Source organism: Thiococcus pfennigii, from assembly GCF_016583835.1.
Classification (GTDB): domain Bacteria; phylum Pseudomonadota; class Gammaproteobacteria; order Chromatiales; family Chromatiaceae; genus Thiococcus; species Thiococcus pfennigii.
Genome location: NZ_NRRW01000002.1, coordinates 92,562 through 119,050, shown reverse-complemented (window position 1 = coordinate 119,050; position 26,489 = coordinate 92,562). Strand labels below are relative to the sequence as shown.

Here is a 26,489-nt window from a genome sequence, read left to right as displayed (position 1 = left end):
CTCGTATGTCATCGTACGGAAGCGGCCGAACGGATCGGGTGTCGGTGCGGCTTCAGCCGCAATGCCATCCGTCAGACACCCAGGGCCGGAGTCTGCGTGCGGCTGAAGCCGCACCTAGTGTGCCCTTCACCGCTGGGTGAGTCCGAGCTTGGGCGGAGTGTCGGTAAGGTGCCGATTGACCTTCGTTGGAGTCAGCGGCTGGACGCTGACTGCGCGATTGGGACGGTACGTCGTCTCGCGGGGGTTGCCTAGCCTGCCGCGCAGGCCCGCGCCAGGTCGGGGCCTCCCTGCCCCGGCGTCGCCGTCAGCCGGCCTGGTGGACCGGGTTGCCGAACGTCAGGTTGCGGATCACCTTGCGCAGCAGGTCGATCGGCACGATGAGGATCGCCAGCGTGAGCACCAGCAGCCATTCCTGGAGCGACAGACCGACCGTGCGCAACACCTCGCCGCCGAAGCTGATGAAGAACACCTGGATCACCATGATCGACGGGATAATGATCGTGAACAGCCGGTTGTCGAGCATGTGCTCGAACAGGTTCAGCCCTTGGGTGCGGGCGTTGAAGGTGTTGAAGATCTGCACGAACACGAAGAAGGCGAAGAAGGCCGTCAGGAACTTGGCCTCGGCCTCGGCCGAACCGGCCGCGTGGCCGCCGTCGAACCAGCCCTGCGTGATCGGGCTGGTCAGGAACAGGATGCTGAGCGCGGCGATGACCCCGCCGTTGATCAGGATCGACGACCACATGTCGGCGTTGATCAGCGGCTCGTCGCGGCGCAGCGGTCGCTCCTGCATGTAGCGTTGCAGGGCCGCCTCGCCGGCGAAGGCCAAGCCCGCCAGCGTGTCCATGATGATGTTCAGCCACAGGAGCTGGGTCATCGTCAGCGGCAGGTCGAAGCCGAAGAACTGGCCGAGGAAGACGACCAGGATCGCCGAGACGTTGACGGTCAGCTGGAAGATCAGGAACTTGCGGATCGACTTGAAGAGGGTGCGGCCGTAGAGCACGGCCTTCGTCAGCGACGAGAAGTTGTCGTCGAGGATCACGATGTCGCTCGACTCCTTGGTCATCTCGGTGCCGCTGCCCATCGCGAACCCGACATCGGCGTTCTTGACCGCCGGGGCGTCGTTGACGCCGTCGCCGGTCATGCCGACGACCAGCCCGAGCTCCTTGGCGAGCTTCACGAGCCGGCTCTTGTCGGTCGGGAAGGCGCGGGCGACGACATAGAGGTGCGGGAGCAGGCCCTTGAGTTCGTCGTCGGACAGCTCGCCGAGCTCCGCCGAGGTCATGATGACGGCCTCGGGGTCGTCCTCGAGCAGGCCGACGTCCTTGGCGATCGCCTGGGCCGTCTCCTTCGCATCGCCGGTGATCATCACGACATGGATCCCGGCGTCCTTCGCGGTCTTCACCGAGGCATAGGCCGTCTCGCGCAGCTCATCGCGCATGCCGAAGACGCCGACCAGGGTCAGATCGGCCGGCAGCGCCTTGCCCTCGTCGATCGGGGTATCGGTCACGGCCACCGCGAGCAGCCGCATCGCGCGCGCCGACAGCTCGCCCATCGCCTGCTCCAGGGCCGCGGTGTCGGTCAGTTCATGGGGCCTATCGTCGCCGTTGAGATAGCGTCGGCAGTTCTTCAGGATCACCTCCGGTGCCCCCTTCACGAGGGTCAGCGAACGCGGGCCGGTCACCTGGGTCGCGGAGAACTTGCGCGTGCTGTTGAAGGGGATCAGGTCGACGATATCGACCGTGCCGTCCTGGGCCAGGTACGGGGTGACGAAGCGCAGCAGGGCCTGCTCGGTGCGGTCGGCGCCGACCGTCTTGATGTCGTTCGGGTCGCTCGCGTCGATGACGGCGCTCGTGTTGTTGCGCAACGCGAAGCCGGCCTCGTCGCGCAGCGCCTGCGGGATGTCCTCGAGGCGCTCGTAGCGGGTGCCGTTGCCGTCCAGGACGGCGCTGACCGACAGCCGGCCCTGGGTCAGGGTACCGGTCTTGTCGGTGCAGAGGATGTTCAGGCTGCCGGCCGTCTCGATGCCGAGCAGCTTGCGCACCAGCACCTTGACGCTCAGGAGCTTCTTCATGTTGATGGCCAGCACCATCGCGATCATCATCGGCAGCCCCTCGGGCACGGCGACGACGATGACGATGATTGCGAGGATCGCGGCGGTGACGAAGTCCTTGACGATGGTGCCGCCGTCCTGCGCCCAGTAGGCCTCCATCCCCCCGCCCTGCAGGAAGATGTTGTTGAACATGAAGGCGAGGAAGATGAAGGTCGCGCCGATGTAGCCGAAGGTCGCGATGTGCCCGCCAAGGACCGTCAGCTTGTGCTGCAGCGGCGAGAGGCGGTCCTCGGCCGAGACCAGCTCCTTCATCGTCTGGCCGTAGCGGGTCCGATCGCCGACCGCGGTGACGCGCATGACGCACTCCCCGTCGACGAGCAGCCCGGCGCGGAACAGCCGGTTCGCGTCATCGGCCGCGGTGGGCTCGGCCCCCTCGCGCACGGCGGTCTTCTTGACGGGCTCGGACTCGCCGGTCAGGGCCGCCTCGTCGATCTCGGCATGGCCGGCGATCAGCAGGCCATCGGTCGGGACCGTATCGCCCGGTTGCAGCAGGACATGGTCGCCGACGACCAGGTCGTTGATCGGGATCTCGGTCAGGTGCCCGTTGCGGAACACCTTCACCAGGATCATCGAGGCCTCTTCCAGGAGCCGCTGAAACGATTGCTCGTTGCTGTACTCCGACCAGGTCGCGACGAAGGTCGCGATGACGACGGCGAAGGCGATGCCGACGCTCTCGTACCACTCGGCGTAGCCGAACAGCCACAGGGCCAGCGTGATCAGCAGGGCGACGATCAGGATGACGATGATCGGGTCCTTCAGATTGCCGACCAGCTTATCCCAGAAGCCCTCGGTCTCCTGGCTGGCGACCGCGTTCGAGCCATGCTCGGCGCGTGCGCGCGCGGCCTCCTCGTCGGTGAGTCCCGGGTAGGCGAATTTCATGATGACATTCCAGTTGCGAAGGTTGCGTGTGGGCCCTGGCCGAGGGGCCGGGTGCGGCCCTGGGCTCAGCGGCCGTCTTGAAGTGGTGACGGGATGAAGTCTATCAAAGCTGCCGGGCAGCCGGACTTCGCGCCCGGGCCGCGCGGCGGGCCGGGTGGACGATCAGGCGGCCTCGGCGAGTGGCGGCGGGAACCAGGTGCTCGCGATCTCCGCGTGCAGGCTAGCGATATCGGCCTGGAACTCGTCGACGAAAGCATGCAGCTCCGCTGGCGAGAGGCGCGCCAGGTCGGCGCTCGCGAGGTTGCGCTTCAGTCGCCCGGCGACCCGCAGGCAGGCCTCGTTGCGCGGCAGGCACTCGAGGCTCGCACGCACCGCGTCGATGCAGTGCAGGGCGGCCCGCGGGAACTCGGCGTTCTGGAACAGGAAGCGCAGCACCGGGCCGCGCTGCACGCGGACCTGCTCGCTGCGCCGGTACATCTGGTAGGCGGTCAGGGATTTCAAGACGCTGACCCACTGGATCGTATCGTAGGGGCGCAGGTCGGGCGTCTCCTCGGGCAGCAGGCTCGCCGAGCGCACGTCGGCGATGCGGGTGGTCATGTCGGCCCGTTCCAGGTTGCGCCCGATGCGCAGGAACCTGTAGCCCTGGTCGTGGAGCATGGTCCCGGCGAGCAGGCCGGTGATCGTCTGGGCGCCGAGGATCAGGCGCTTGAGATAGCCGTGCCGCCCGCCCTTGGTCATGCCGCGCTGCAGGTCCTCGGCGGCGAACAGGTACAGCTCGTTGATCTGCTCCCAGGCCTCGCGCGGCACGATGTCGCGGATCGTGCGGCAGTTCTCGCGGGCCGCGAGCAGGGCGCTCAGGATCGAGCCCGGGTGGCGCTCGTCGCCGAGCAGAAAGCGCACCACCTGGCGTTCGCCGTACTCCTTGTAGTGTTGCTCGAAGAGGGCATTGTGGCCGGTGATGTCGATCAGCGGGCGCCAGCCGGGGGCGATGCCCCTGGGCAGGTCGAGGAGCAGGTTGGCGTTGACCGCGACGATCCGGGCGGTGTTCTCGGCCCGCTCGACGTAACGGGCCAGCCAGTAGATGTTTTCGGCGACTCGCGAGAGCATCGCGCGGTTCCTCTAGGCGGTGGTGCGGGCAGGCGGTGGTGCGGGCGATGGGCCGGTCAGCTCGGGACGATCCAGGTGTCCTTGCTGCCGCCGCCCTGGGACGAGTTGACGACCAGCGAGCCCTGGCGCAGTGCGACCCGCGTGAGGCCGCCCATCGTCACCCGCTGGCGGTCGGCGGAGAGGATGAAGGGGCGCAGGTCGACATGGCGCGGCTCGACGCCGCCCTTGACGATCGTCGGCACGGTCGAGAGGCGCAGTGCCGGCTGGGCGATGTAGTTGCGCGGATCGCGCCGGATCAGCTCGGCGAAGCGCTCGCGTTCGGCCTGGGTCGAGGCCGGCCCGACCAGCATCCCGTAGCCGCCCGACTCGTTGGCCGGCTTGACGACCATGGTCTCCATGCGTTCGAGCACGAGCGCGAGCGCGTCGGGCTCCATGCAGCGGTAGGTCGGCACGTTCGGGATGATCGGGTCCTGATCCAGGTAGTAGCGGATGATCTCGGGCACGAAGGCGTAGACGACCTTGTCGTCGGCGACGCCGGCCCCGGGGGCGTTGGCCAGCCCGACGGTGCCGGCCTTCCAGGCGCGCAGCAGGCCGGGGACGCCGAGCATCGACTCGGGCCGGAAGGCCTCGGGGTCGAGGAACAGGTCGTCGATGCGTCGGTAGATGACGTCGACCCGCTCCGGGCCGTCGACGGTGCGCATGTAGACGCAGTCGTCGTCGGCGACGAAGAGGTCGCGCCCCTCGACCAGCTCGCAGCCCATCTGCTGGGCGAGGTAGGCGTGCTCGAAGTAGGCCGAGTTGTAGATCCCGGGCGTCAGTACGACGACCTGCGGAAAGTCGGCCGGCCGCGGCGAGAGGGCCGCCAGCGTGTCGAAGAGCTCCGAGGGGTAGTCGTCGACCGGCAGCGGCGCATAGTGTTCGAAGAGCTCGGGGAAGACCCGTTTGGTCACCAGGCGGTTCTCCAGCATGTAGGAGACCCCCGAGGGGACGCGCAGGTTGTCCTCCAGCACGTAGAGGGTGCCGTCGGCATCGCGCACCAGGTCCGAGCCGCAGATGTGGGCCCAGATCCCGAGCGGCGGGTCGACGCCGACGCACTGCGGGCGGAAGTTCGCCGACTTGGCGAGGACCTCGCGCGGGAAGACCCCGTCGGCGATGATCCGCTGGTCGTGGTAGAGGTCGTCGATGAAGAGATTGAGCGCCTGCACGCGCTGCTTGAGGCCGGCCTCGACCCGGTCCCACTCGTCCTTGGCGATGACCCGCGGGATGATGTCGAAGGGCCAGGCGCGATCGATCGTGCCGCCCTCCTCGGAGTAGACGGTGAAGGTGATCCCCATCTCCTTGATCGCGACGTTCGCCGCCTCCTGGCGGGCGAGGAGTTCGTCCGGGCCAAGGGCCGCGAGGTCGGTGAGGAGATCGGCGACCGGTGCCCGTCCCTGACCGGGTGCGGCCACTAGTTCGTCGTGGAGGTCGGCGCAGGGGTAGCGTGTCCAGTCGATGTCCATAGGCGGGCGGCCCCGGTGGTGCGCGAGGGTGACGAGTGGGTCGCACCGGGCGAGGCTGCGCGGCGGCGACCGTCCATGGGTGGATTCTTCAACGGCCGCGGGCGCAACGCAATAGCCGGCGCCGGGCGGCGGCGCGGCGGGCACCCACGGCGCCCCGGGTTGGACTAAGATGATGCCCCCGCATTCGAGGCTCTGACGAGGAACCCCCTGATGACCTATTGTCTCGGCCTGGCCCTCGAGGCGGGCCTGGTGCTCGCCTCCGACTCGCGCACCAACGCCGGGGTCGACTATGTGACGACCTTCAGCAAGTTGCACGTCTTCACGCCGGCGCCTGACCGGCTCTTCGTGCTGCTCTCGGCCGGCAACCTGGCGACGACGCAGGAGGTGCTCGATCGCGTGCGCCGCGACCTGGAGCAGCCCGGCGAGCTCGGCAGCCTGCTCGGCGCGCGCTACCTGTTCGAGGCCGCCGACTACATCGGCAAGGTCAGCCTGGCCGTGCAGCGCGCCCACGGTCCGGCCCTCCAGCAGAGCGGGGTCAGTGGCGAGGCGACCTTCATCCTCGGCGGGCAGATCGCCGGACAGCCGCACGGGCTCTACATGATCTACCCGCAGGGCAACTACTTCGCCGCCTCGCCCGAGACCCCGTATCTGCAGATCGGCGAGAACAAGTACGGCAAGCCGGCCCTCGATCGGATCGCCGACCCGGCGCTGTCGCTCGCCGACGGGGCGCGCCTGTGCATCGTCTCGCTCGATGCCACGGCGCGCTCCAACGTCACCGTCGGGCCGCCGTTCGAGGTCGTCCTCTACCCGAGGGACGCGATGGCCCTCTCCCACCGCCTCAAGCTGACCGCCGGGATGCCGTTGCTCGGGCAGATGTCGCAGAGCTGGAACGCCGGCATCCGCCACGCCTTCGAACAGCTGCCGCGCTTCGACTGGGAGCTCGGCGGGCCGGGCGGATTCGGTTGACGGCCTCAGTCGCCGCGCTCGCCCGCGGCCTCGTCGGGGTGTGCGCCAGGCCGCAGCGCCTGGCCGCAGGCGCGGCAGAAGTAGCGTTGGCCGCGCTGCACGCGGTTGTGGCGGATGCTCGTCAGCGCGTGGGTACGGCAGGCGCAGTGGTAGGGATGGCGGGGGAGCGCTCGAGTGGCGTCCCGGGCGACGGCGAAGCGGTGGCAGCGCTGCGGCGGTGCGCCGAAGAGGGCCATCACCGCCCGCCACTCGCGGCCGTGGGGGCGGATGCGCGGGCCGAAGACCCGGTAGGCGACCAGATGGGCGACCTCGTGGGCCACCGTCTGGGCCAGGAACTCGGCGGGGTTGTCGCGCAGGAGCCGGTCGTTGTAGCGGATCTGCCCGGCCTGGCCGGCGGCGATGCGGGCCTGGCCGGCCGCCTGCCCGCGCAGGTCGAAGCGGATCTCGGGGGTCGGTATCGGGCAGCGGAAGTGCCGTTCGGCGAGTGCCAGCAGCCGCCGGCCGCGCGCGATCGCCTCGCGGCGCAGCGCGAGATCGGGCTCAGGCGCGGACATCGTCGCCGGCCCGGTGATGGGTGTGGTCGGCGGTGCGCCGCGCGGGCGTCGCCGGGGTGCGGAGAAAACCCCCAATAGTTTCGCTGTGTTGCATAATCGCTCGCAAAGGGATAGTATTCGCGGGATTCGATTGCGACGGATTCGGTCATGTAGCCCAATCGCGCAGGAGGCCCCGGATGCGGGGCTTTTTCAACTTCGCATGGTGCATTCGAGGGCGCCCCGCGTGCCCCCGTGGTGCCGAAGCAGATTGGGCCGCTGGCCCATTTTTTGTTTTTACCTTTGGCATAAAGATCCGCAGGCCGATGCAGCACGCCGATACCAGGTTGACCCGTCTCGCGCGAGAGGTCGTCGAGCCGATGGGCTATGAACTCGTCGGCGTCGACTTCTTCCAGCGCGGCGGGCGCGGCGGTGCCCTCCTGCGGGTCTACATCGACCGGGAGCAGGGCATCACCCTGGACGATTGCGCGGCCGTGAGTCACCAGCTCAGCGGGGCGCTGGACGTCGAGGACCCGATCGGTGGGGAGTACGATCTGGAGGTCTCCTCACCGGGCCTCGATCGCCCGCTCTTCACGCCCGAGCATTTTGCGCGCTTCCGCGGCCATCGGGTCAAGATCCGGCTCGTGGCGAAGCAGGATGGCCGGCGCAGTTTCGAGGGTATCATCGGCGAGCTGCAAGAGGGTTCGGTGAGCCTGGAGATAGACGGCACGGTCGTCGAGCTGCCCTTCGCGGCGGTCGAGTCGGCCCGGCTGGTCCCCGAATTTTGAGACGGAAGACCTGAATGAGCAAAGAGATCCTCCAGGTAGTCGAGGTCGTATCGAACGAGAAGGATGTGCCCGAGGACGTGATCTTCGAGGCCATCGAGGCGGCACTCGCGTCGGCGACGCGCAAGAAGCACGGCGGCGAGATCGACGTGCGCGTGAAGATCGATCGCAAGAGCGGCGATTATGCGACCTTCCGTCGCTGGGAGGTCGTCGACGATCCACCCCCCGGCGAGGTGCTGGAGGCCCCCGAGCGCCAGATCACGCGGTCGGCGGCCCGCGAGTTGGAGCCCGGGATCGACGTCGGCGGTTTCATCGAGGACGAGGTCGAGTCGGTCCTGTTCGGGCGGATCGCCGCCCAGACGGCCAAGCAGGTCATCGTGCAGAAGGTGCGCGAGGCCGAGCGGGCCAAGGTCGTCGACGCCTTCCTCGGGCGCCGAGGCGAGCTGGTGACCGGCCTCGTGAAGAAGGCCGACCGCGGTAGCATCCTCGTCGACCTGGGCGGCAACGCCGAGGCGATCGTGCCGCGCGACCACGTGATCCCGCGCGAATCGGTGCGCCCCGGCGACCGCCTGCGCGGCTACCTCTTCGATGTGCGCGCCGAGCCGAAGGGCCCGCAGCTCTTCGTCAGCCGCACGGCCCCCGAGCTCCTGATCGAGCTATTCCGGCTCGAGGTCCCGGAGGTCGGCGAGGGCCTGATCGAGATCGTCGCGGCGGCGCGCGACCCGGGTGTGCGGGCGAAGATCGCGGTGCGCACCGCGGATCCGCGCATCGATCCGGTGGGGGCCTGCGTCGGGATGCGCGGCTCGCGCGTCCAGGCGGTCTCCAACGAACTCAGTGGCGAGCGCGTCGACATCATCCTCTGGGACGAGAACCCGGCCCAGTTCGTGATCAACGCCATGTCGCCGGCCGACGTGGTCTCCATCGTCATCGACGAGGAGGCGCGCAGCATGGACGTGGCCGTCAAGGAGGAGAACCTGTCCCAGGCGATCGGCCGCGGTGGTCAGAACGTGCGCCTCGCCAGCCAGCTGACGGGCTGGGAGCTCAACGTCATGAACGAGGAAGACGCGGCGGCCAAGAGCGAGCAGGAGGCCCAGCGTCTGGTCGAGACCTTCATGGAACAGCTCCTGGTCGACGAGGGCGTGGCCGCAGTCCTGGTCGACGAGGGCTTCACGAGCGTCGACGAGGTGGCCTATGTGCCGCTCGCCGAGCTCCAGGCGATCGACGAGCTCGACGAGGCGACGATCGCACAGCTGCGCGAGCGGGCCAAGGACCTGCTGCTGACCCGGGCGATCGCCAGCGAGGAGACGCTCGGGGGCGACCCGGCGGAGGACCTGCTGGCGATGGAGGGGATGGACGAGACGCTCGCCTATGCCCTCGCCGAGCGTGGCGTGCGGACCGTCGAGGACCTTGCCGAACAGTCGGTCGACGAGTTGATGGAGATCGACGATATGGACGAGGAACGGGCGGCCCAGTTGATCATGAAGGCGCGAGAGCCTTGGTTTGCCGGCGCGGACTCCGACGGTCGGCTGGAGGATGGCGAATGAGCAGTGAAGTAACGGTCAAACAACTCGCCAGCACGGTCGGGATCCCGGTCGAGCGCCTCCTGGCGCAACTTCAGGATGCCGGCATCTCGGCAAGCGCCGAGGATGCGACCCTGACCGAGCAGGAGAAGCTCCAGCTGCTGACCTATCTGCGTCGCTCCCACGGGCGCCGCGAACAGGAAGATGCCGCGACGCCGGAGCGGGTCACGATCAAGCGCAAGTCCGTCAGCGAGTTGCGCCAGCCGACCGCCGCGCCGCGCTCCGGCACCGGCGGGACGCGTCCGGCCCCCGCGGCGGCCCGCTCCAAGACGGTCAGCGTCGAGGTGCGTCGCAAGCGGACCTACGTCAAGCGCGGCGAGGCGCCGGCGTCCGAGGGCGCCGCGCCGCGACCGGCCGAGCGTCCGGCGACGGCGCCGGGCGGGGCCGGCAAACGGCGCGCCCCGGGCGGTGCGTCCCGTCCGGGTACCGGCCGTGTCGTCGTCGACGAGGCGCGCCGCCGCTCCGAACTGGAGGCACGGCGTGCCGAGGTCGAGGCCAGTCGCTCGGCCGAGCAGGAGGAGCAGGAACGGCGCGCCCGCGAAGAGGAGGCGCGTCGGCGCGTCGCCGAAGAGGAGCGCCGTCGGGCCGAGGCCAAGGCCGAGGAGGAACGGCGCCTTCAGGCCGAGACCGAGGCGGCCACCCGCGTGGAGCCCGAGGTGTCGGAGGAGCCCGTCCCGGCCGGGCGCGAGTCGGCGAGGCCCGCGAAGGCGCCCAAGCGGACAGCCCCCCAGGCCCCGGAGCGCGAGCGCCCCGGCAAGAAGGCCGCCGCCGATGTCGGCGAGAAGGAGCGTTCCGCGAAGAAGACCGCGCGCAAGGACTCGGTCCGTGCCCGCGAGCTGGAGCGCCCGGAGGTCGAATACGTCGAGGACGACGGCAAGGAGGCCGCGAGCGCCGGCCGGCCGCTGCGTCGCAAGCGCAAGACGGCCAAGCCGCAGCTGCAAGACAAGCACGGCTTCCAGCGGCCGACCGCGCCGGTCGTGCGCGAGGTCGAGATCCCCGAGGCGATCTCGGTCGGCGAGCTGGCGGCACGGATGTCGGTCAAGGCCGGGCAGGTCATCAAGGAGCTCTTCAAGCAGGGGGTCATGGTCACGATCAACCAGACGATCGACCAGGACACCGCCGCGATCCTCGTCGAGGAGATGGGGCACAAGCCGGTGCTCGCCGCCCGCCAGGACGTCGAGGACGAACTGATCGCCGAGCTGGCGCGCCAGGTCGAGGAGGTCGAGCGACAGCCGCGGCCGCCGGTCGTGACCATCATGGGTCACGTCGATCACGGCAAGACCTCGCTGCTCGACCACATTCGTCGCACCCGCGTCGCCTCCGGGGAGGCCGGCGGCATCACGCAGCACATCGGCGCCTACCGCGTCGAGACCGATCGGGGCACCATCTCGTTCCTCGACACGCCCGGCCACGCCGCCTTCTCGGCGATGCGCGCCCGCGGCGCGAAGGTCACCGACATCGTGATCCTGGTGGTCGCCGCCGACGACGGCGTCATGCCGCAGACGGTCGAGGCGATCCAGCATGCGCGTGCCTCGCAGGTGCCGGTCGTCGTCGCGATCAACAAGATGGACAAGCCGGAGGCGAATCCGGATCGGGTGATGCAGGAGCTCACCCAACACGAGGTCGTCGCCGAGGAGTGGGGTGGCGACACCATGATGGTCAAGGTCTCGGCCAAGTCGGGCGAGGGCATCGACGACCTGCTCGACGCCGTGCTGCTCCAGGCCGAGGTCCTCGAGCTGAAGGCGGCGGTCGATGGGCCGGCGCGTGGCGCCATCATCGAGTCCAGTCTCGACAAGGGGCGCGGACCGGTGGCGACCGTCCTCGTGCAGTCCGGCACTCTGCGTCGCGGCGACATGATCGTCAGCGGCACCGAATACGGGCGCGTGCGGGCGATGTTCGACGAGACCGGCCAGCCCGTCCAAGAGGCCGGCCCGTCGATGCCGGTGCAGGTGCTCGGGCTGTCGGGCGCGCCGAATGCCGGCGACGACGTCCTCGCCGTGATCGACGAGTGGCGGGCCCGCGAGGTCGCCGAGCTGCGCGCCGAGCGCGAGCGCCAGACCAAACTCGATGACCAGCGCGCGGTGAGCCTGGATCAGCTCTTCTCCCAGCTCAAGGAGGGCGAGCAGAAGAGCGTCAACATCATCCTGAAGGCCGATGTCCAGGGTAGCGTCGAGGCGATCAAGGAGAGCCTGCTGAAGCTCACCAATGACGAGGTCCGGGTCACCATCGTCGCCAACGGCGTCGGCGGCATCACGGAGTCGGATGCCAACCTGGCGGTGACCTCGAACGCGATCCTGATCGGTTTCAACGTGCGCGCCGATGCCGCCGCGCGGCGGGTCGTCGACGAGAAGGGCCTGGATCTGCGCTACTACAGCATCATCTACGAGTTGATCGACGAGGTGAAGCAGGCGATCTCGGGCATGCTGAGCCCGGTCGTGACCGAGGAGATCGTCGGCCTGGCCCTGGTGCGCGACGTCTTCCGCTCGTCGAAGTTCGGCGCCATCGCCGGCTGCATGGTCACCGAGGGCGTCATCCGGCGCAACCTGCCGATCCGCGTGCTGCGCAACAATGTCGTCGTCTTCGAGGGGGCGCTCGAATCGCTGCGCCGCTTCAAGGATGACGTCAGCGAGGTCAAGGCGGGTACCGAGTGCGGCATCGGGGTCAAGAACTACAACGATGTCCAGGTCGGCGACCAGATCGAGGTCTTCGAGCGCACCGAGCGGGCGCGGGTCCTCTAAATGAAGGAATTCGATCGCACCGCGCGGATCGGCACCGAGATGCAGCGCGAGCTGGCGCAGATCCTGCGCGCCGAGGTGCGTGACCCGCGCCTCGGCGCCATCACGCTGCAGGAGGTGCGAGTCAGTCGCGACCTCGCCCACGCCAAGGTCTTCTTCACCTGCTTCCCGCTCGATGACGGGGGTGGGGAGCAGGAGCGCCTTCTCAACGGCCGCCTCGCCGGCTTCCTGCGCCGCGAACTGGCCCACCGGTTGCGGCTGCGTACGGTCCCGGAGCTGCATTTCGTGCACGATGAATCGGTCCGCCGCGGTGAGGCGCTTGCGTCCCTCATCGACGAGGCGGTCGGGGCGGAACGCGCCGATTCGGCGCACTAGATAGCACGGACAGGCATCATGGGACGTCGACGCAGGCCCGGCCGGGACGTCAGCGGCATTCTGCTGCTGGACAAACCGGCGGGGCTCACCTCCAACGCCGCCTTGCAGCGGGTGAAGTATCTCTACCGCGCCGCCAAGGCGGGCCACACCGGGAGCCTCGATCCGCTGGCGACCGGCCTGCTGCCGCTGTGCTTCGGCGCGGCGACCAAGTTCTCCGCCTTTCTCCTCGATGCGGACAAGCGCTATCGGGTGCGGGTGCGCCTCGGGGAGACGACGAGCACGGCCGATGCCGAGGGCGAGGTCATTGCCACCGCCCCCGTCGACGGGGTCGACGAGGCGGCGCTGCGCGCGGCGCTGGCCGAGTTCCTCGGCCCGATCGAGCAGCTGCCGCCGATGTACTCGGCGGTCAAGCACCAGGGCGAGCGGCTCTACAAGCTCGCCCGGCAGGGCATCGAGGTCGAGCGCCAGGCGCGCGCGGTGACCATCTTCTCGATCGAGTTGTGCGGCTTCGCGCTGCCCGACTTCGAGATGGAGGTGCACTGCTCGAAGGGCACCTATGTGCGCAGTCTCGCCGAGGACATCGGCAACCGGCTCGGGTGCGGCGGGCACGTCGTCGCGCTGCGCCGCACCGGGGTTGGCCCCTATCGCGACGATGGCGCGACCTTCGTCACGATCGAGGACGTCGAGCAGGCCGCCGAGCAGGGGGCCGAGGCCCTCGACGCACTGCTGTTGCCGCTCGACAGCACGCTCGGCCACTGGCCGGCGGTGCGCCTGTCCGAGGATGCCGCCTTCTACCTGCGCCAGGGCCAGGCGGTCCTGGTGCCGCGCGCGCCGCTGGAGGGCCTGGTGCGGCTCTACGACCCGTCGAACCGCTTCATCGGCGTCGGCGAGGTCCTCGACGACGGCAAGGTGCAGCCCAAACGCCTGTTCGGCAATGACTGAAGCGCCGTTCGCGTGGCCCTGCGGGGGCCGCCCGCCGGTCGCGGAGCGCGAGGATTCCATCCCCGGCGGGCGTCGTACCGCCGGGTCTTTTCGGTTGGCCCGATCCCCTGAAGCCATTGTCGGGGTGGTCAGCCCCGCACCCAGGCGGTGCGGTGTACGGGCCTGTTTCCATGTCTCGATTCCATGAGGAGACGCACCATGACAATGAGCGCCACGGAGAAGCAACAGGTCATCGCGGATTACCAGCGGGCCCCCGGCGACACGGGTTCGCCCGAGGTCCAGGTCGCCCTATTGACCGCTCGGATTCAGCAGCTGACCGAGCATTTCTCGGCCCACAAGCAGGATCATCACTCGCGCCGCGGCCTGGTCCGCATGGTCAATATGCGACGCAAGCTGCTCGATTACCTCAAGGGCAAGGACCTCGAGCGCTACCGCACCCTGATCTCGCGCCTCGGCCTGCGCCGCTGAGGACATCGTCGCCGCGGGCGTGAATCGGCCCGGTGGCGCGCTGGCGGACCCCCAGGTCCGCGGGCGTGCCGCCCGGCCCTCGCCCCCGCCCAGGCGTGCGCCGCCGGTCTCGTGCGCCGCCGAGCCGCCGGCCCTTGCGCCCGTGGTCAGCCATCCCCTGAGGACAAGCCCGTGATCCCAACACCGATCCGCAAGACCTTCCAGTACGGTAGCCAGACCGTGACCCTCGAGACGGGGGAGATCGCCCGCCAAGCCGACGGGGCGGTCCTGGTCAACATGGACGACACCGTGGTCCTGGTGACCGTCGTCGTCGACAGAAAGCCCGGCGTGGTGCGCGACTTCCTACCATTGACCGTCGAGTACCAGGAGAAGACCTATGCCGCCGGGCGCATCCCCGGGGGCTTCTTCCGCCGCGAGGGTCGTCCGAGCGAGGCCGAGATCCTGACTGCGCGCCTGATCGATCGGCCGATCCGCCCGCTCTTCGCCGACGGCTTCACCAACGAGGTCCAGGTCATCGCGACGGTCAAGTCGCTCAATCCCGCCGTCAATCCGGAGGTCCCGGCGATGCTCGGCGCCTCGGCAGCGTTGGCGATCTCCGGGGTCCCGTTCAACGGCCCGATCGCCGCCGCCCGCGTCGGCTACAAGAACGGCGAGTACATCCTCAACCCGGCGATGGTCGGGCTCGGCCCTGACAGCGACCTGGACCTGGTCGTGGCCGGTACCGAGAACGCGGTCCTGATGGTCGAGTCCGAGGCCCGCGGCCTGCCCGAGGACGTCATGCTCGGCGCGGTGCTGTTCGGCCACGAGCAGATGCAGGTCGCGATCCAGGCGATCCGCGAGCTGGCCGCCGAGGCCGGCAAGCCGCCGATGGACTGGCGCCCGGCCGAGCCCGATGGCGAGCTGACTCAGGCGGTCGCGGCGGCCTGCGCTGGGCGCATCGCCGAGGCCTACCGGATCAAGGAGAAGCTCGAGCGCTACCAGGCCCTCGACGGGATCCGCGCCGAGGTCATTGCCGCGCTCTGCGAGGGCGAGGCGCCTCAGTGGAGCGAGACCCAGGTCAAGGGGGCGATCGAGTCGCTGGAGAAGAAGACGGTGCGCGCTGCGATCCTCGCCGGGGAGCCGCGCATCGACGGGCGGGACAACCGCACGGTGCGCCCGATCACGATCCGCGTCGGCGTCCTGCCGCGCACCCACGGTTCGGCCCTCTTCACCCGCGGCGAGACCCAGGCCCTGGTGGTGACGACGCTCGGCACCGAGCGCGACTCGCAGATCATCGACGCCCTGGGCGGCGAGCGGCGCGAGCACTTCATGCTGCACTACAACTTCCCGCCCTTCTGCGTCGGCGAGATCGGCCGCGTCGGCAGCCCGAAACGGCGCGAGATCGGCCATGGGCGCCTGGCCAAGCGCGGCGTGCTGGCGGTGATGCCGAGCATCGACGAGTTCCCCTATTCGGTGCGCGTGGTCTCCGAGATCACCGAGTCGAATGGCTCCAGCTCGATGGCGAGCGTCTGCGGCACCAGCCTGTCGCTGATGGATGCCGGCGTGCCGGTCAAGGCGGCCGTTGCCGGTGTCGCGATGGGCCTGATCAAGGAAGGCGAGCAATTCGCGGTACTGACCGACATCATGGGCGACGAGGATCACCTCGGCGACATGGACTTCAAGGTCGCCGGCACCGTCTCGGGCATCAACGCCCTGCAGATGGACATCAAGATCGAGGGCATCACCAAGGAGATCATGGAGGTCGCGCTGGCCCAGGCGAAGGACGGCCGACTGCACATCCTCGGCGAGATGGGCAAGGTCATCGAGGGGCATCGCTCCGAGATGTCCGAACACGCGCCGCGGATCATCGAGCTGAAGATCCACCCCGAGAAGATCCGCGACGTCATCGGCAAGGGCGGTTCGACGATCCGCGCCATGACGGAGGAGACGGGCGCGACCATCGACATCGGCGACGACGGCCTGGTCAAGATTTTCTCCGTCGACAAATCGGCCGGCGAGGAGGCCAAGCGGCGCATCCGCCTGATCACCGCCGACGTCGAGGTCGGCAAGATCTACGAGGGCAAGGTCGTGCGGCTGATGGACTTCGGCGCCTTCGTCCAGATCCTCCCCGGCCGCGACGGTCTCGTGCATATCTCCCAGATCTGCGAGGAGCGGGTGCAGAAGGTCAGCGACAAGCTGGCCGAGGGCGATGTCGTGCGGGTCAAGGTCCTCGAGGTCGACAAGCAGGGGCGGATCCGGCTCAGCATGAAGGCGGTCGAAGAGCAGGAAGGGGGGCTCGCCGGCTGAACCCCGAGGTCCGACGTCGGGCCCGCCCCTCGACCCTCGTCATCCCGCAAAGGGCGGGGAGGTGCCCGTGCGCCGTTCATCGTCGAAGCTAACCCGGGCGCGGTGGCGCTGGCCGTTCGCAGCGCTGCTGCTCGCCTGGCTGGCGGGCGCCGCGCTGCTCGGGGTGTTCGCGTCGGTGGCGCTGGCCGCGCCGCAGGACTCGGTTACCCTGACCGCGCGTCCCGACGCCGGCGTCTCGGTCGCCCAGATCGAGAGCAAGATCAAGGAGGTCGAGTCCGCCACCGACCTTGATGACGCCACCAAGGCCAAGGTCCAGGAACTGCTGCAGCGCGCGATCAGCAACCTGCAGGTCGCCGACGACCACGAGGCCAAGGCCCAGGCCTACGCCGAGGCGCTGACCATGGCCCCGGCGGAGACGGCCCGCATCCGCAAGGAGATCGCGGCCGCCGAAGCCGCCACGCCCAAGCCCGTCCCCGCCACCCTCTCGCTTGCCGAGATCGAGCAGCGCCTGACCCAGACCCAGGTCGAGGTCTCGCTGACGGAGACCAAGCTCAACGAGGCCGACAAGGTGCTCGACGACCGCACGCAGCGGCTCGAGCGGGCGCGCCAGCGCATCACCGAGGCGCGCCGCAGTCTCGAGGAGCTCGGCACCGAGCTCGGTCAGCCCGCCGTCGAAGGGGAACCGCCGGCCCTGGCTCAGGCGCGCCGCTGGGCACAGCAGACGAACCAGCAGGCCCTCTGGTCCGAGGTGCGGATGCTCGAGCAGGACCTGGTCAGCGCCGATGTGCGTGCCGAGCGGCTCAAGGCGCAGCGCGATCAGGCCGCCGGGCGGCTCGAGCGCCTGCGCGCGCAGCAGCGCAGCCTCGAGGAGTTGCGCAACGAGCGGCGGCGCGCCGAGGCCGAACGGGCCGAGGCCGAGGCCAAGGCCGCCGAGGCGCAGGCGGCCGATGCCGATCCACGGGTCCAGGAGTTGACGCGCGCGAACGCCGCGCTCGGCCAGGCGCTGACCGCCCTGACGGCCGACCTCGATGCCCTGGGCAAGACGGCCGAGGAACTGCGCGGCCAGGCCGAGCGGATCGAGGCGGAGTACCAGGGGGCACGCCAGCGCATCCAGATCGCCGGCGTCAACGAGGCCTTCGGTCAGCTCCTCCTCGATCGGCGCAAGCAGCTGCCGGATCTGCGCGTCGTGCGCCAACAGCTCACCGCCCGCCAGGGCGCCCTGACCGACTCGATGCTGCGTCAGCTGCGCTATCAGGAGGAGCGTCGCCGATTCCAGGGGCGGGATGCCTATCTCGACGAGCAGACCGCCGCGGTCGAGCCGGATCAGCGCATCGAGGTGCGCCGCCAGCTCAGGGAGGCGGCGACGCGCCGCGTCGAACTGCTCGACCAGGCCCTGCGCCTGGAGGAGACCTACCAACGCGCCCTCGGCGAGCTCAACTTCGCGACCTCGGAGTTGCTCGCGACGGCGGCCCGCTACGACGATTTCCTCGCCGAGCACCTGCTCTGGGTGCGTAGCGCAGCGCCGGTCGGCCTGGCAACGCTCAAGGCGCTGCCGGCGGCTGCGGCCTGGCTGGTCGGCCCGTCCGGCTGGAGCGAAGTGGCGCGCGTCCTCGCCCATGAGGCGCGGACCTCGTCGTTGTTTTGGCTCCTGGTGATGGCGGTTGCGCTGCTCATCTGGCGGCAGCGGGCGATCCGCACCGCCCTGCGCGCCACGGCCGAGCCGCTGCGCCGGGTGCGCACGGACAGCTTCCTGCATACGGCCAAGGGGCTGGCGCTGACCCTGCTGCTCGCCGCGCCCTGGCCGTTGTTGATGGCCGGTTTGGGTTGGCGTCTCGCCGATTCGGCGCAGTCGACGGTCTTCACGAGCAGTCTCGGGGTCTCGGCGATCAGCCTGGCGGCCGGCGTCTATTACCTGCGCGCCTTTCGTGCCCTCTGTATCGCGCGGGGGGTCGCCGACCGCCATTTCCGCTGGTCCGGCGAGATCCTGCTGCGCCTGCGTCGCAATCTCGATTGGCTTACGGCGGTGCTGATACCGCTCGGGCTCGTCGTGCTGCTGCTCTACAATCAGACCAATGAAAGCTATAGCGCCAGCCTCGGTCGCCTGGCGCTGATCGCCCTGATGCTGGCCTTCGCCGTCTTCTTCGCGCGGCTCCTGCATCCGTCCGGCGGCGTGCTGAAGGAGTTCCTCGCCAATCACCCGGCAGGCTGGGCCAGCCGGTTGCGCTACGTCTGGTATCCGTTGATTCAGGCCGTGCCACTGGGCCTGGTCGTCCTTGCGGTGCTCGGCTTCGTCTACACCGCCGGCACGTTGCTCAATGCGATGGTCAGCCAGCTGTGGCTGGCCCTGGGGCTCGTGGTCCTGCATCAGTCGATCGTCCGCTGGCTGATCGTCACGCGCCGCCATCTGGCGCTGAAGGCGGCCCTGGAACGGCAGGCGGCGCGTCGGGCCGAGGCGGAGCGTTCGAGCGAGGAGACTGGCGGTGGGAGCACCTTGCAGTACGAGGAGCCCGAGGCGGATCTGGCCTCGCTCGACGAGCAGACGCGTAACCTGATCAACACGCTGGTCTTCTTCGCCGCCGCGAGCGGCCTGTGGCTGATCTGGCGCGACCTGTTGCCGGCGCTGGGCGTCTTCGATCGCATCGCCCTCTGGCACTACGCGGCGGTCATCGATGGGGCCGACCAGATCAAGCCGTTCACGCTCGTCGACCTCGGGATCGTCCTCGTCGTCTGTTTCATCGCCTTCGCGGCCGCCCGCCACCTGCCGGCCCTGATCGAGATCCTGCTCCTGAAGCAGACCAAGATCACCGCCGGCAGCCGCTATGCGATCACGACCCTGATCGGATACGGCATCTTCGCCGTCGCGATCCTGCTGGTCTTCTCCGCGCTCGGCCTCTCCTGGTCGCAGGCCCAGTGGCTGATCGCGGCGCTTGGCGTCGGCATCGGCTTCGGTCTCCAGGAGATCGTCGCCAATTTCATCAGCGGCCTGATCATCCTCTTCGAGCGGCCGGTGCGGGTCGGCGACATCGTCACGATCGGCGATACGACCGGTGTGGTCACCAAGATCCGCATCCGGGCGACGACGATCCGCAACTGGGATCGGCAAGAGCTGTTGGTGCCGAACAAGGAGTTCATCACCGGGCGCCTGTTGAACTGGACGCTGACCGATCAGACCACCCGCCTCACGCTCCCGGTCGGCGTCGCCTACGGCAGCGACACCCGCAAGGCCCTGGCGCTGCTTGCCGAGGCGGCGCGCGAGCATCCCCAGGTGCTGGCCGACCCGGCGCCGCTGATCACCTTCGAGAGCTTCGGCGACAATGCGCTGACGCTGGTGCTGCGCTGCTATCTGGCCTCGCTGGAGAATCGCCTGGCGGTGACCACGGATCTGCACCAGGCGATCAACGACAAGTTCGCCGAGGCCGGGATCGAGATCGCCTACCCGCAGCGCGATGTGCATCTCTTCGCAAATCAGCCGCTCGACGTGCGTCTGCACCGTGCCGGCTCGAAGCCGGCCGCCGAAGACTAGGCGGGCCTTCGGCCGACCAGGACGAACAGTTCGGCGGGCCGCCCCACCGACGCGGACCCCGCTGCGCCGTGCAGAGCCCTCGCCCGCGCGCGCCGGTAGCGCAGCAAATCCCCGCGCGATCCTCCCGCCTCCGCGCCTCGGGGGCGGCGGTGCCGATAGGAACCGCATCCGTCGGGAACGATGCGGTTCGCCGGCCCATCGCATCCTGCGGCCCTCGCCTCTTGGACGGTCCGCGGGTTCTCGAACCGATTCATCGACGATCGGCGTTGGCAATGGGGGCGAGACGCAAGGTGGAAGGAGCGGGCAACTACGGTGGGGGTACGAGCCCGGTGGCTGCCTTGCAGGCTTCTGCGGAGCCCGGGTGCGAGCCGGCGGGCCGTGGCAGCGCGGTCGGGGGCGTATCTCGGAGGCCCCTGCCAGGTGTCCTCAGGGGATCGGTAGGGCAGTGCGCTCGACGATGCGGCGCAGGACGAAGCTCGAGTGGACGCCCGAGACGCCCTCGATGCGGGTCAGCTTGTTGAGCAGCAGGTCTTGGTAGGCGTCCATGTCGCGCACGACGACCTTGAGTTGGTAGTCGGCATCGCGTCCGGTGATCAGCAGGCACTCCAGGACCTCGGGGATGGCGGCGACGGCGGCGTCGAAGCGGGCGAAGCGCTCGGGGGTGTGGCGGTCCATCGAGATGCTCAGGATCGCGGTCAGCGTGAGCCCGAGCTTCTGCGCATCGAGCAGGGCGCGGTACCCTGCGATGATGCCGGCCTCTTCGAGGGCGCGCACGCGACGTAGGCAGGGCGAGGGGGAGAGGCCGATGCGCTCGGCGAGGTCCTGGTTGCTGAGGCGGCCCTCCTGCTGGAGGATCTCCAGGATGCGGCGGTCGTAGCGGTCGAGCTTCATGGTCTGGCGCGCCTTGGCTTTCCTCCGCAATTTATAGCCAAATTCCCATCGAATTTAAAATAAAGAATCTATCTATTCGCCTCTGCGCGCCGAATACGCAATCCTGCGTCCCGCTGTTTGACGTAATCTGTTCCCCGTCGCGCCGACCAGCGCGACGCCCCGGGCGGTCGCTCACGAGGCGGGTGCCCAATGCGCACGATCCCACGAGGATCCAGCGTGGTCGAGGCCCCACGAGGGCAAGACCGCAATCAGGCCGTGCGGCGGGTGATCGCGGTCGGGCAGGGACTCCCCGCCCGGCCTGTGACCCCGGCGGGTGGAACAGAGATGATGTGCGCCCCCGCCTCGTCGGGCGAGGGGCGACCCAAGCGGACCGACAGGAGAGATCCATGACCAGCTTCGACCATCGGAAGTACCGTCCCGGCCCGGTGGTCCGGTTGCCGCATCGGCAATGGCCCGACCGCGTCGTCGAGCGCGCCCCGCGCTGGGCGAGCGTCGACCTGCGCGATGGCAACCAGGCCCTCATCGAGCCGATGAGCGTGGCGCAGAAGCGTCGCCTGTGGGCCCTGCTCGTGGATCTCGGGATCAAGGAGATCGAGGTCGGGTTTCCGGCGGCGAGTCAGCCCGACTACGACTTCGTGCGCTGGTTGATCGAGGCCGAGCAGATCCCGGCGGACGTGACCGTGCAGGTCCTGGTCCAGGCCCGCGAGGACCTGATCGTGCGGACCTTCGAGGCCCTGGGCGGCGTCGCGCGCGCGATCGTCCACGTCTACAACTCGACCTCGCCGGTGCAGCGCGATTGGGTCTTCGGTCAGGGCCGTGATGGCGTCAAGGCCCTGGCCTGCCGCGGGGCCGAGTTGGTGCGTCGCGAGGCGGCCAAGTATCCGGGCGTCGACTGGACCTTCCAGTACTCGCCCGAGAGCTTCACGGCGACCGAGCCCGACTACGCGGTCGAGATCTGCGAGGCGGTGATGGCGGTCTGGGAGCCGACCCCGGAGCGGCCGTGCATCATCAATCTGCCGGCGACGGTCGAGGTCGCGAGCCCGAACGTCTTCGCCGATCAGGTCGAGTACTTCGCCACCCGCATCGCGCGGCGCGACAGCCTGATCCTGTCGGTGCACACGCACAACGATCGCGGCGGGGCCGTCGCGGCGGCCGAGCTGGCCCTGTTGGCCGGGGCGGACCGGGTCGAGGGGACCCTGCTCGGCAACGGCGAGCGCACCGGCAATATGGATATCGTGACCCTGGCGATGAACCTCTACAGCCAGGGGATCGACCCGGGCCTCGACCTGTCGCGTCCGGACGAGATCATCCAGGTCGCGACCGAGTGCACCGGCATCGCGCTGCACCCGCGTCACCCCTGGGTCGGCGAGCTGGTCTACACGGCCTTCTCCGGCAGCCACCAGGACGCGATTCGCAAGTGCCTGGCGCGCCAGGGCCATGGCGCCTCCTGGCAGGTCGCCTACCTGCCGATCGACCCGCGCGACCTGGGCCGCACCTACGAGGCCGTCATCCGCGTCAACAGCCAGTCGGGCAAGGGTGGCGTGGCCTTCGTGCTCGAACGGGAGTACGGCCTGTCGCTGCCGCGCTGGCTCCAGGTCGAGCTGGCGCAGCTCGTCCAGGCCGAGAGCGAGCGGGGTGGCGAGGTGAACGCGGCGCGCATCCATGCCCTGTTCCGCGAGCGCTTCGTCGTCGACCAGGGACCGGTGCGGTTGGTCGGCTACGGCCTGGTGCGCAACGGCCACGATGTGATCGAGGCGCGCATCGCCGAGGCCGGCATCGAGCGTACCCTGCACGGCGAGGGCGATGGGGCGATCGCGGCCCTGATCGACGCCTGGACCCGCCACAGCGGTCAGCGCGTGAGCGTCGTCGATTATCGCGAGCAGGCGATCGGCGAGGGGACCGATGCCGAGGCCGCGGCCTATGTGCTGCTCAACGTGGACGGGCAGCGGGTGGCCGGGGCGGCGATCGACCAGGACACGGTCAGCGCCTCGGTCAAGGCGGTCTTCTCGGCGATCAACCGGGTAGCCGCGGCCTGCGAAGTGGCCAAGGTCGCCTAGGGCGCCGCCGGTGTCGGCCGTCAGCCGGCGACAACGAAAATCGGCTGCCGGTAACGAAAATGGCGGTTACGCTGAGCTGACGGCTGATAGAACGACGAAGGCCCGCCAATGGCGGGCCTTCTCGCGTTCGGCTCCAGCTGTCCGCCGCTACTTGATCTTGCCTTCCTTGTACATCACGTGCTGGCGGACGACGGGATCGAACTTCTTGATCTCCATCTTGCCGGGCTGATTGCGCTTGTTCTTGGTCGTCGTATAGAAGTGACCGGTCCCGGCGCTCGATATCAAGCGGATCTTCTCGCGTGCTGCCTTGGCCATCGTAGCTCCTCCGCGTTAGACCTTGACGCCTTGGGCGCGCAGGTCGCTGAGCACCTGCTCGATGCCCTTCTTGTCGATGATGCGCATGCCCTTCGACGAGACGCGCAGTTGCACCCAGCGGCCCTCGCTGGCGACCCAGAACCGCTTGTTGTGCAGGTTGGGCAGGAAGCGGCGCTTGGTCTTGTTGTGCGCGTGCGAGACGTTACAACCGGTGAGCGGGCGCTTGCCGGTCACTTGACAAACCTTCGACATGACGAGTCCCCTTTCGGATTCCGGTTGCCGGGCGCGAGCGATCGTTTCTCTTTCGCGCTGAAAGACCGCGAATTCTAGCGACTTCATCCTGTTGGCGCAACCTCGATGCGCGTTGGCGCGGTTGCGCCCTGGCCGGCTTCGTCCGAGCGCTCGGAGCCGCCTCGCCGCGCGCCGCGGTCAGCGGCGCTCGATCCGCCAGCACTGGTGGATCCGCGGGTTGCGCGCGAAGTCGCGCGGCAACGTCGCGGCGGTGATGTCGGTGCAGCGCAGCTCGGCGAGGGCCTCGGCGTCGAGCCGGAAGCGGCGGCGGTTGGTCGAGAAGATCAGGATGCCCTCGGGTGCGAGCCGGGCGAGGGCCGCGCGGATCAGCGCGACCTGGTCGCGCTGGACGTCGAGCGTCTCCTGCATCCGCTTCGAGGTCGAGAAGCTCGGCGGATCGAGGAAGATCAGGTCGTAGCCGGGGCCCGGTTCGGGGGTGGCGAGCCATTGCAGGCAATCGGCCTGGATCAGGCGGTGTCGCGGGCCGCTCAGGTCGTTCAGGGCCAGGTTGCGGCCAGCCCATTCGAGGTAGGTGTTGGAGAGGTCCACCGTCGTCGTTGCGAGCGCCCCGCCGCGCGCGGCATAGCAGGTCGCGGTGCCCGTGTAGCCGAACAGGTTGAGGACGCGGCGCCCGGCGGCGAGCTCGCCGACCAGGCGGCGCACGTCGCGGTGGTCGAGGAACAGGCCGGTGTCGAGGTAGTCCTCGAGGTTCACGAGGAAGCGCAGACCGTTCTCCTGGACGGTCAGGAAGCGCCCGTGCTGCGCCAGGCGCTGGTACTGGTTCGAGCCCTTCTGCTGGCGGCGGACCTTGAAGAGGACCTGCCCGTCGGGCACTGCCAGCACCTCGGGCAGCACCCCCAGCGCCTCGCGCAGGCGGCGGCGCGCCGCGCGCGGATCGATCGTCGCGGGCGCCTCGTATTCCTGGACGTGGACCCAGCGCCGCTCGGCCTCGTAGATGTCGACGGCGAGTGCGTACTCGGGCAGGTCGGCGTCGTAGAGGCGGAAGCAGTCGACCTGCTCGCGGCGACGCCACTTGGCCAGGGCCTTGAGGTTCTTCGCGAGCCGGTTGGCGAACATCGCGGCGCCCGGGCCGCGCTCGGCGGCCGGCAGTGGCCGCGGGCGGTCGGAGACATGGGCCTCGGGGCCGACCCGGAAGTGCAGCAGCCGGCAGTCGAGCGGGCCGTTCATCAGCCGGTGGTGGCGGTGGGCGCGCAGGCCCATCGTCTTGCCGAGGTCGGGGTTGCCGGTCAGGACCGCCGCCTGCCAGCCGTCGAAGCCCTCGCGCAGCCTGGCGCCGAGCAGCGCGTAGAGGGCCGGCAGCTCGGCCGCCTCGCCGAGGCGCTCGCCATACGGCGGGTTGGCGACGACCAGGCCTGTTTCGCCGTTGCGGCCCGGTGCCACCTCGGCGAGCTCGCGGCGCTCGAAGTGGACCCGTCCGGCGAGTCCGGCGCGCGCCAGATTGGCGAGCGCGGCGCGGATCGCGCCCGGGTCCCGATCGTAGCCGCGCAGGCGGCCGAGGCCGGCGAGTCCGGCCCGGCGTCGCTCCCAGGCCTCGTCCAAGAGCGCCTGCCAGCCGTGCGCGTCGTGCTGGCGCCAACCGAGCAGGCCCCAGTAGGGGCGCCGCAGCCCCGGGGCGCTGTCGGCGGCGATCAGGGCGGCCTCGATCGGCAGGGTGCCGGAACCGCACAGGGGGTCGACGAGGCCGCCGCCGGCCGCCGCGATCGCCGGCCAGTCGGCGCGCAGCAGGATCGCCGCCGCCAGGTTCTCCTTCAGCGGCGCCGCGGCCCCCTGTTCGCGGTAGCCGCGCCGGTGCAGGGACTCGCCGGCGAGGTCCAGGCTCAGCGTCGCCTCGTCGCGGTGGAGATGGACGTGGATCGGGATGTCCGGGCGCTCCGGCGCCACGCTGGGGCGCTGGCTGCAGCGCTGCCGGAAGCGGTCGGCGATCGCGTCCTTGACCTTGAGCGCGCCGTAGCGGCTGTCGCCGATCTGCGACTGGACGCTGTCCAGGTGGACGGCGAAGGTCTGCTCCGGCGTCAGGTGTTCTTCCCAGGGGAAGGCGGCGGCGCCTTCGTAGAGGGCCTCCGGGGTCGGCGCGGGGAAGTGGGTCAGCGTCACCAGGACGCGGTTGGCGACCCGCGACCAGAGGCAGACCCGATAGGCCTCGGCGAGGGTGGCCGTAAAGGCGACCCCACCGCGGGTCTCACGCGCGGTCGCGAGCCCGAGGGCGCGCAGCTCGTCGGCGAGCAGGGTCTCGAGGTATCGCGGGGCGGTGGCGAAGCAGGCGAGGTCGGACATGGGCGGGGACTTGATGCTGGGGCGCTAAGGATAGCCTGAAAGGGGGGCGAGCGGTGGTGCCATCGGAGGCCGCGGCCGTGTAGGATTGGCGGCCGCTGCCGATTCCGCCCTTTCGATGAGGAGACCAGGTGTTGATCGTAATCGCTACTGGAATGCATACCCCGGGTGCCGTCAATGGTCCGGTCGTCTGGAGCGGTCGGCCCACGGGGGTTCCGCGATGATCTCGGCGCGTGAGGCGTTGGCGCGGCTGCGCGAGGGGAACGCCCGCTATGTGGCGGGCGAGCCGATCGGCGGGGCCCTGGCCAGCGCGGCGCGGCGCAGTGCGCTGACCGACGGTCAGGCGCCGTTCGCGATCGTGCTGGGTTGTTCGGACTCGCGGGTGCCGGCCGAGATCATCTTCGACCAGGGGCTCGGCGACCTGTTCGTCATCCGCGTTGCCGGCAACATCGTCGCGCCCTCGCAGGTGGGCAGCGTCGAGTTCGCCGCCGAGCGCTACGGCACGCGGCTGGTCGTCGTCCTCGGCCACTCGCAGTGCGGTGCCGTCCTCGCGACCCTCGATGAAGTGCAGCGCCCGACGCCGAATCAGTCGCCGAATCTGCGCTCGATCGTCGGGCGCATCAGCCCGGCCGTCGTGCCGCTGCTGGCGACCGGGTTGAAGGGCGATCCCGAGGCCCTCGTCCACCAGGCCGTGCGGGCCAACGTCCTGGCCGCGGCCAACCATTTGCGCCACGGCTCGGCCCTGCTGGAGCAGATGACCCAGGACGATGGGCTCGTCGTGGTCGGCGCCGAGTATTCGCTCGAGACCGGCGTGGTCGACTTCTTCGACGGCGTGCCGGACGCCGCCTAACCGCT

Annotated in this window: 19 protein-coding genes; 11 read left to right on the top strand and 8 right to left on the bottom strand. The window is 69.5% G+C overall.

What is annotated here, in order from left to right; genetic code table 11:
- Positions 1-304 precede the first annotated feature (304 nt).
- The 3 genes from CKO41_RS01320 to CKO41_RS01310 form a co-directional block, all read right to left on the bottom strand.
- Positions 305-2,989: a calcium-translocating P-type ATPase, PMCA-type gene (locus tag CKO41_RS01320; protein ID WP_200251447.1), complete on the bottom strand. Its 2,685-nt coding sequence runs from the start codon at positions 2,987-2,989 to the stop codon at positions 305-307.
- Positions 2,990-3,151: 162 nt separating this feature from the next.
- On the bottom strand, positions 3,152-4,096 hold the full coding sequence (locus CKO41_RS01315; RefSeq protein WP_200251450.1) for an alpha-E domain-containing protein: 945 nt from the start codon (positions 4,094-4,096) through the stop codon (positions 3,152-3,154).
- 56 nt (positions 4,097-4,152) lie between these two features.
- Positions 4,153-5,598 (bottom strand): circularly permuted type 2 ATP-grasp protein, encoded by a 1,446-nt coding sequence (locus CKO41_RS01310; protein ID WP_200251453.1) that lies wholly within the window; start codon positions 5,596-5,598, stop codon positions 4,153-4,155.
- Positions 5,599-5,808: 210 nt separating this feature from the next.
- Here CKO41_RS01310 and CKO41_RS01305 point away from each other — a divergent pair, with 210 nt between their 5' ends.
- The gene (locus tag CKO41_RS01305) at positions 5,809-6,564 is read left to right on the top strand and encodes a proteasome-type protease (RefSeq protein ID WP_200381015.1); all 756 of its coding nucleotides are present in this window, start codon (positions 5,809-5,811) and stop codon (positions 6,562-6,564) included.
- Positions 6,565-6,569: 5 nt separating this feature from the next.
- Here the strand turns inward: CKO41_RS01305 and CKO41_RS01300 are convergent, their stop codons facing one another.
- On the bottom strand, positions 6,570-7,118 hold the full coding sequence (locus CKO41_RS01300; RefSeq protein WP_200381014.1) for a SprT family zinc-dependent metalloprotease: 549 nt from the start codon (positions 7,116-7,118) through the stop codon (positions 6,570-6,572).
- Positions 7,119-7,420: 302 nt separating this feature from the next.
- Here CKO41_RS01300 and rimP point away from each other — a divergent pair, with 302 nt between their 5' ends.
- The 8 genes from rimP to CKO41_RS01260 all read left to right on the top strand — a co-directional run bounded on the left by rimP (position 7,421) and on the right by CKO41_RS01260 (position 19,788).
- Positions 7,421-7,882 (top strand): ribosome maturation factor RimP, encoded by a 462-nt coding sequence (gene rimP / locus CKO41_RS01295; RefSeq protein ID WP_200381013.1) that lies wholly within the window; start codon positions 7,421-7,423, stop codon positions 7,880-7,882.
- A gap of 14 nt (positions 7,883-7,896) precedes the next feature.
- Entirely contained in the window at positions 7,897-9,423 is a 1,527-nt protein-coding gene (gene nusA / locus CKO41_RS01290; RefSeq protein WP_200381012.1) for a transcription termination factor NusA, read from the top strand.
- Positions 9,420-12,197: a translation initiation factor IF-2 gene (gene infB, locus CKO41_RS01285; RefSeq protein WP_200381011.1), complete on the top strand. Its 2,778-nt coding sequence runs from the start codon at positions 9,420-9,422 to the stop codon at positions 12,195-12,197. The genes nusA and infB overlap by 4 nt, the downstream gene beginning before the upstream one ends.
- Complete coding sequence (gene rbfA, locus CKO41_RS01280; RefSeq protein ID WP_200252073.1) at positions 12,198-12,569, top strand: 30S ribosome-binding factor RbfA; 372 nt, start codon at positions 12,198-12,200, stop codon at positions 12,567-12,569. It begins immediately after the preceding gene.
- Positions 12,570-12,587: 18 nt separating this feature from the next.
- Positions 12,588-13,511, top strand: a complete 924-nt coding sequence (gene truB, locus CKO41_RS01275; RefSeq protein ID WP_200381010.1) for a tRNA pseudouridine(55) synthase TruB — start codon at positions 12,588-12,590, stop codon at positions 13,509-13,511.
- A 198-nt stretch (positions 13,512-13,709) separates the two neighbouring features.
- Positions 13,710-13,979: a 30S ribosomal protein S15 gene (gene rpsO / locus CKO41_RS01270; RefSeq protein WP_200252075.1), complete on the top strand. Its 270-nt coding sequence runs from the start codon at positions 13,710-13,712 to the stop codon at positions 13,977-13,979.
- Between the two features lie 171 nt (positions 13,980-14,150).
- Positions 14,151-16,265, top strand: a complete 2,115-nt coding sequence (gene pnp, locus CKO41_RS01265) for a polyribonucleotide nucleotidyltransferase (protein ID WP_200252076.1) — start codon at positions 14,151-14,153, stop codon at positions 16,263-16,265.
- A 67-nt stretch (positions 16,266-16,332) separates the two neighbouring features.
- Positions 16,333-19,788 (top strand): mechanosensitive ion channel domain-containing protein, encoded by a 3,456-nt coding sequence (locus CKO41_RS01260; RefSeq protein WP_338115526.1) that lies wholly within the window; start codon positions 16,333-16,335, stop codon positions 19,786-19,788.
- Between the two features lie 426 nt (positions 19,789-20,214).
- Here the strand turns inward: CKO41_RS01260 and CKO41_RS01255 are convergent, their stop codons facing one another.
- The gene (locus tag CKO41_RS01255) at positions 20,215-20,679 is read right to left on the bottom strand and encodes an Lrp/AsnC family transcriptional regulator (protein WP_200252078.1); all 465 of its coding nucleotides are present in this window, start codon (positions 20,677-20,679) and stop codon (positions 20,215-20,217) included.
- A 386-nt stretch (positions 20,680-21,065) separates the two neighbouring features.
- Here CKO41_RS01255 and leuA point away from each other — a divergent pair, with 386 nt between their 5' ends.
- The gene (leuA, locus tag CKO41_RS01250; RefSeq protein WP_200381005.1) at positions 21,066-22,736 is read left to right on the top strand and encodes a 2-isopropylmalate synthase; all 1,671 of its coding nucleotides are present in this window, start codon (positions 21,066-21,068) and stop codon (positions 22,734-22,736) included.
- A gap of 147 nt (positions 22,737-22,883) precedes the next feature.
- On the opposite strand, the gene rpmG is transcribed toward leuA, so the two are convergent.
- The 3 genes from rpmG to rlmKL form a co-directional block, all read right to left on the bottom strand.
- Complete coding sequence (gene rpmG / locus CKO41_RS01245; RefSeq protein WP_015279697.1) at positions 22,884-23,051, bottom strand: 50S ribosomal protein L33; 168 nt, start codon at positions 23,049-23,051, stop codon at positions 22,884-22,886.
- Between the two features lie 15 nt (positions 23,052-23,066).
- Entirely contained in the window at positions 23,067-23,303 is a 237-nt protein-coding gene (gene rpmB, locus CKO41_RS01240) for a 50S ribosomal protein L28 (protein ID WP_200252081.1), read from the bottom strand.
- A gap of 177 nt (positions 23,304-23,480) precedes the next feature.
- The gene (rlmKL, locus tag CKO41_RS01235) at positions 23,481-25,637 is read right to left on the bottom strand and encodes a bifunctional 23S rRNA (guanine(2069)-N(7))-methyltransferase RlmK/23S rRNA (guanine(2445)-N(2))-methyltransferase RlmL (RefSeq protein WP_200381003.1); all 2,157 of its coding nucleotides are present in this window, start codon (positions 25,635-25,637) and stop codon (positions 23,481-23,483) included.
- A 217-nt stretch (positions 25,638-25,854) separates the two neighbouring features.
- Here rlmKL and CKO41_RS01230 point away from each other — a divergent pair, with 217 nt between their 5' ends.
- Complete coding sequence (locus CKO41_RS01230; RefSeq protein ID WP_200381001.1) at positions 25,855-26,484, top strand: carbonic anhydrase; 630 nt, start codon at positions 25,855-25,857, stop codon at positions 26,482-26,484.
- The last annotated feature ends 5 nt before the right edge of the window (positions 26,485-26,489 follow it).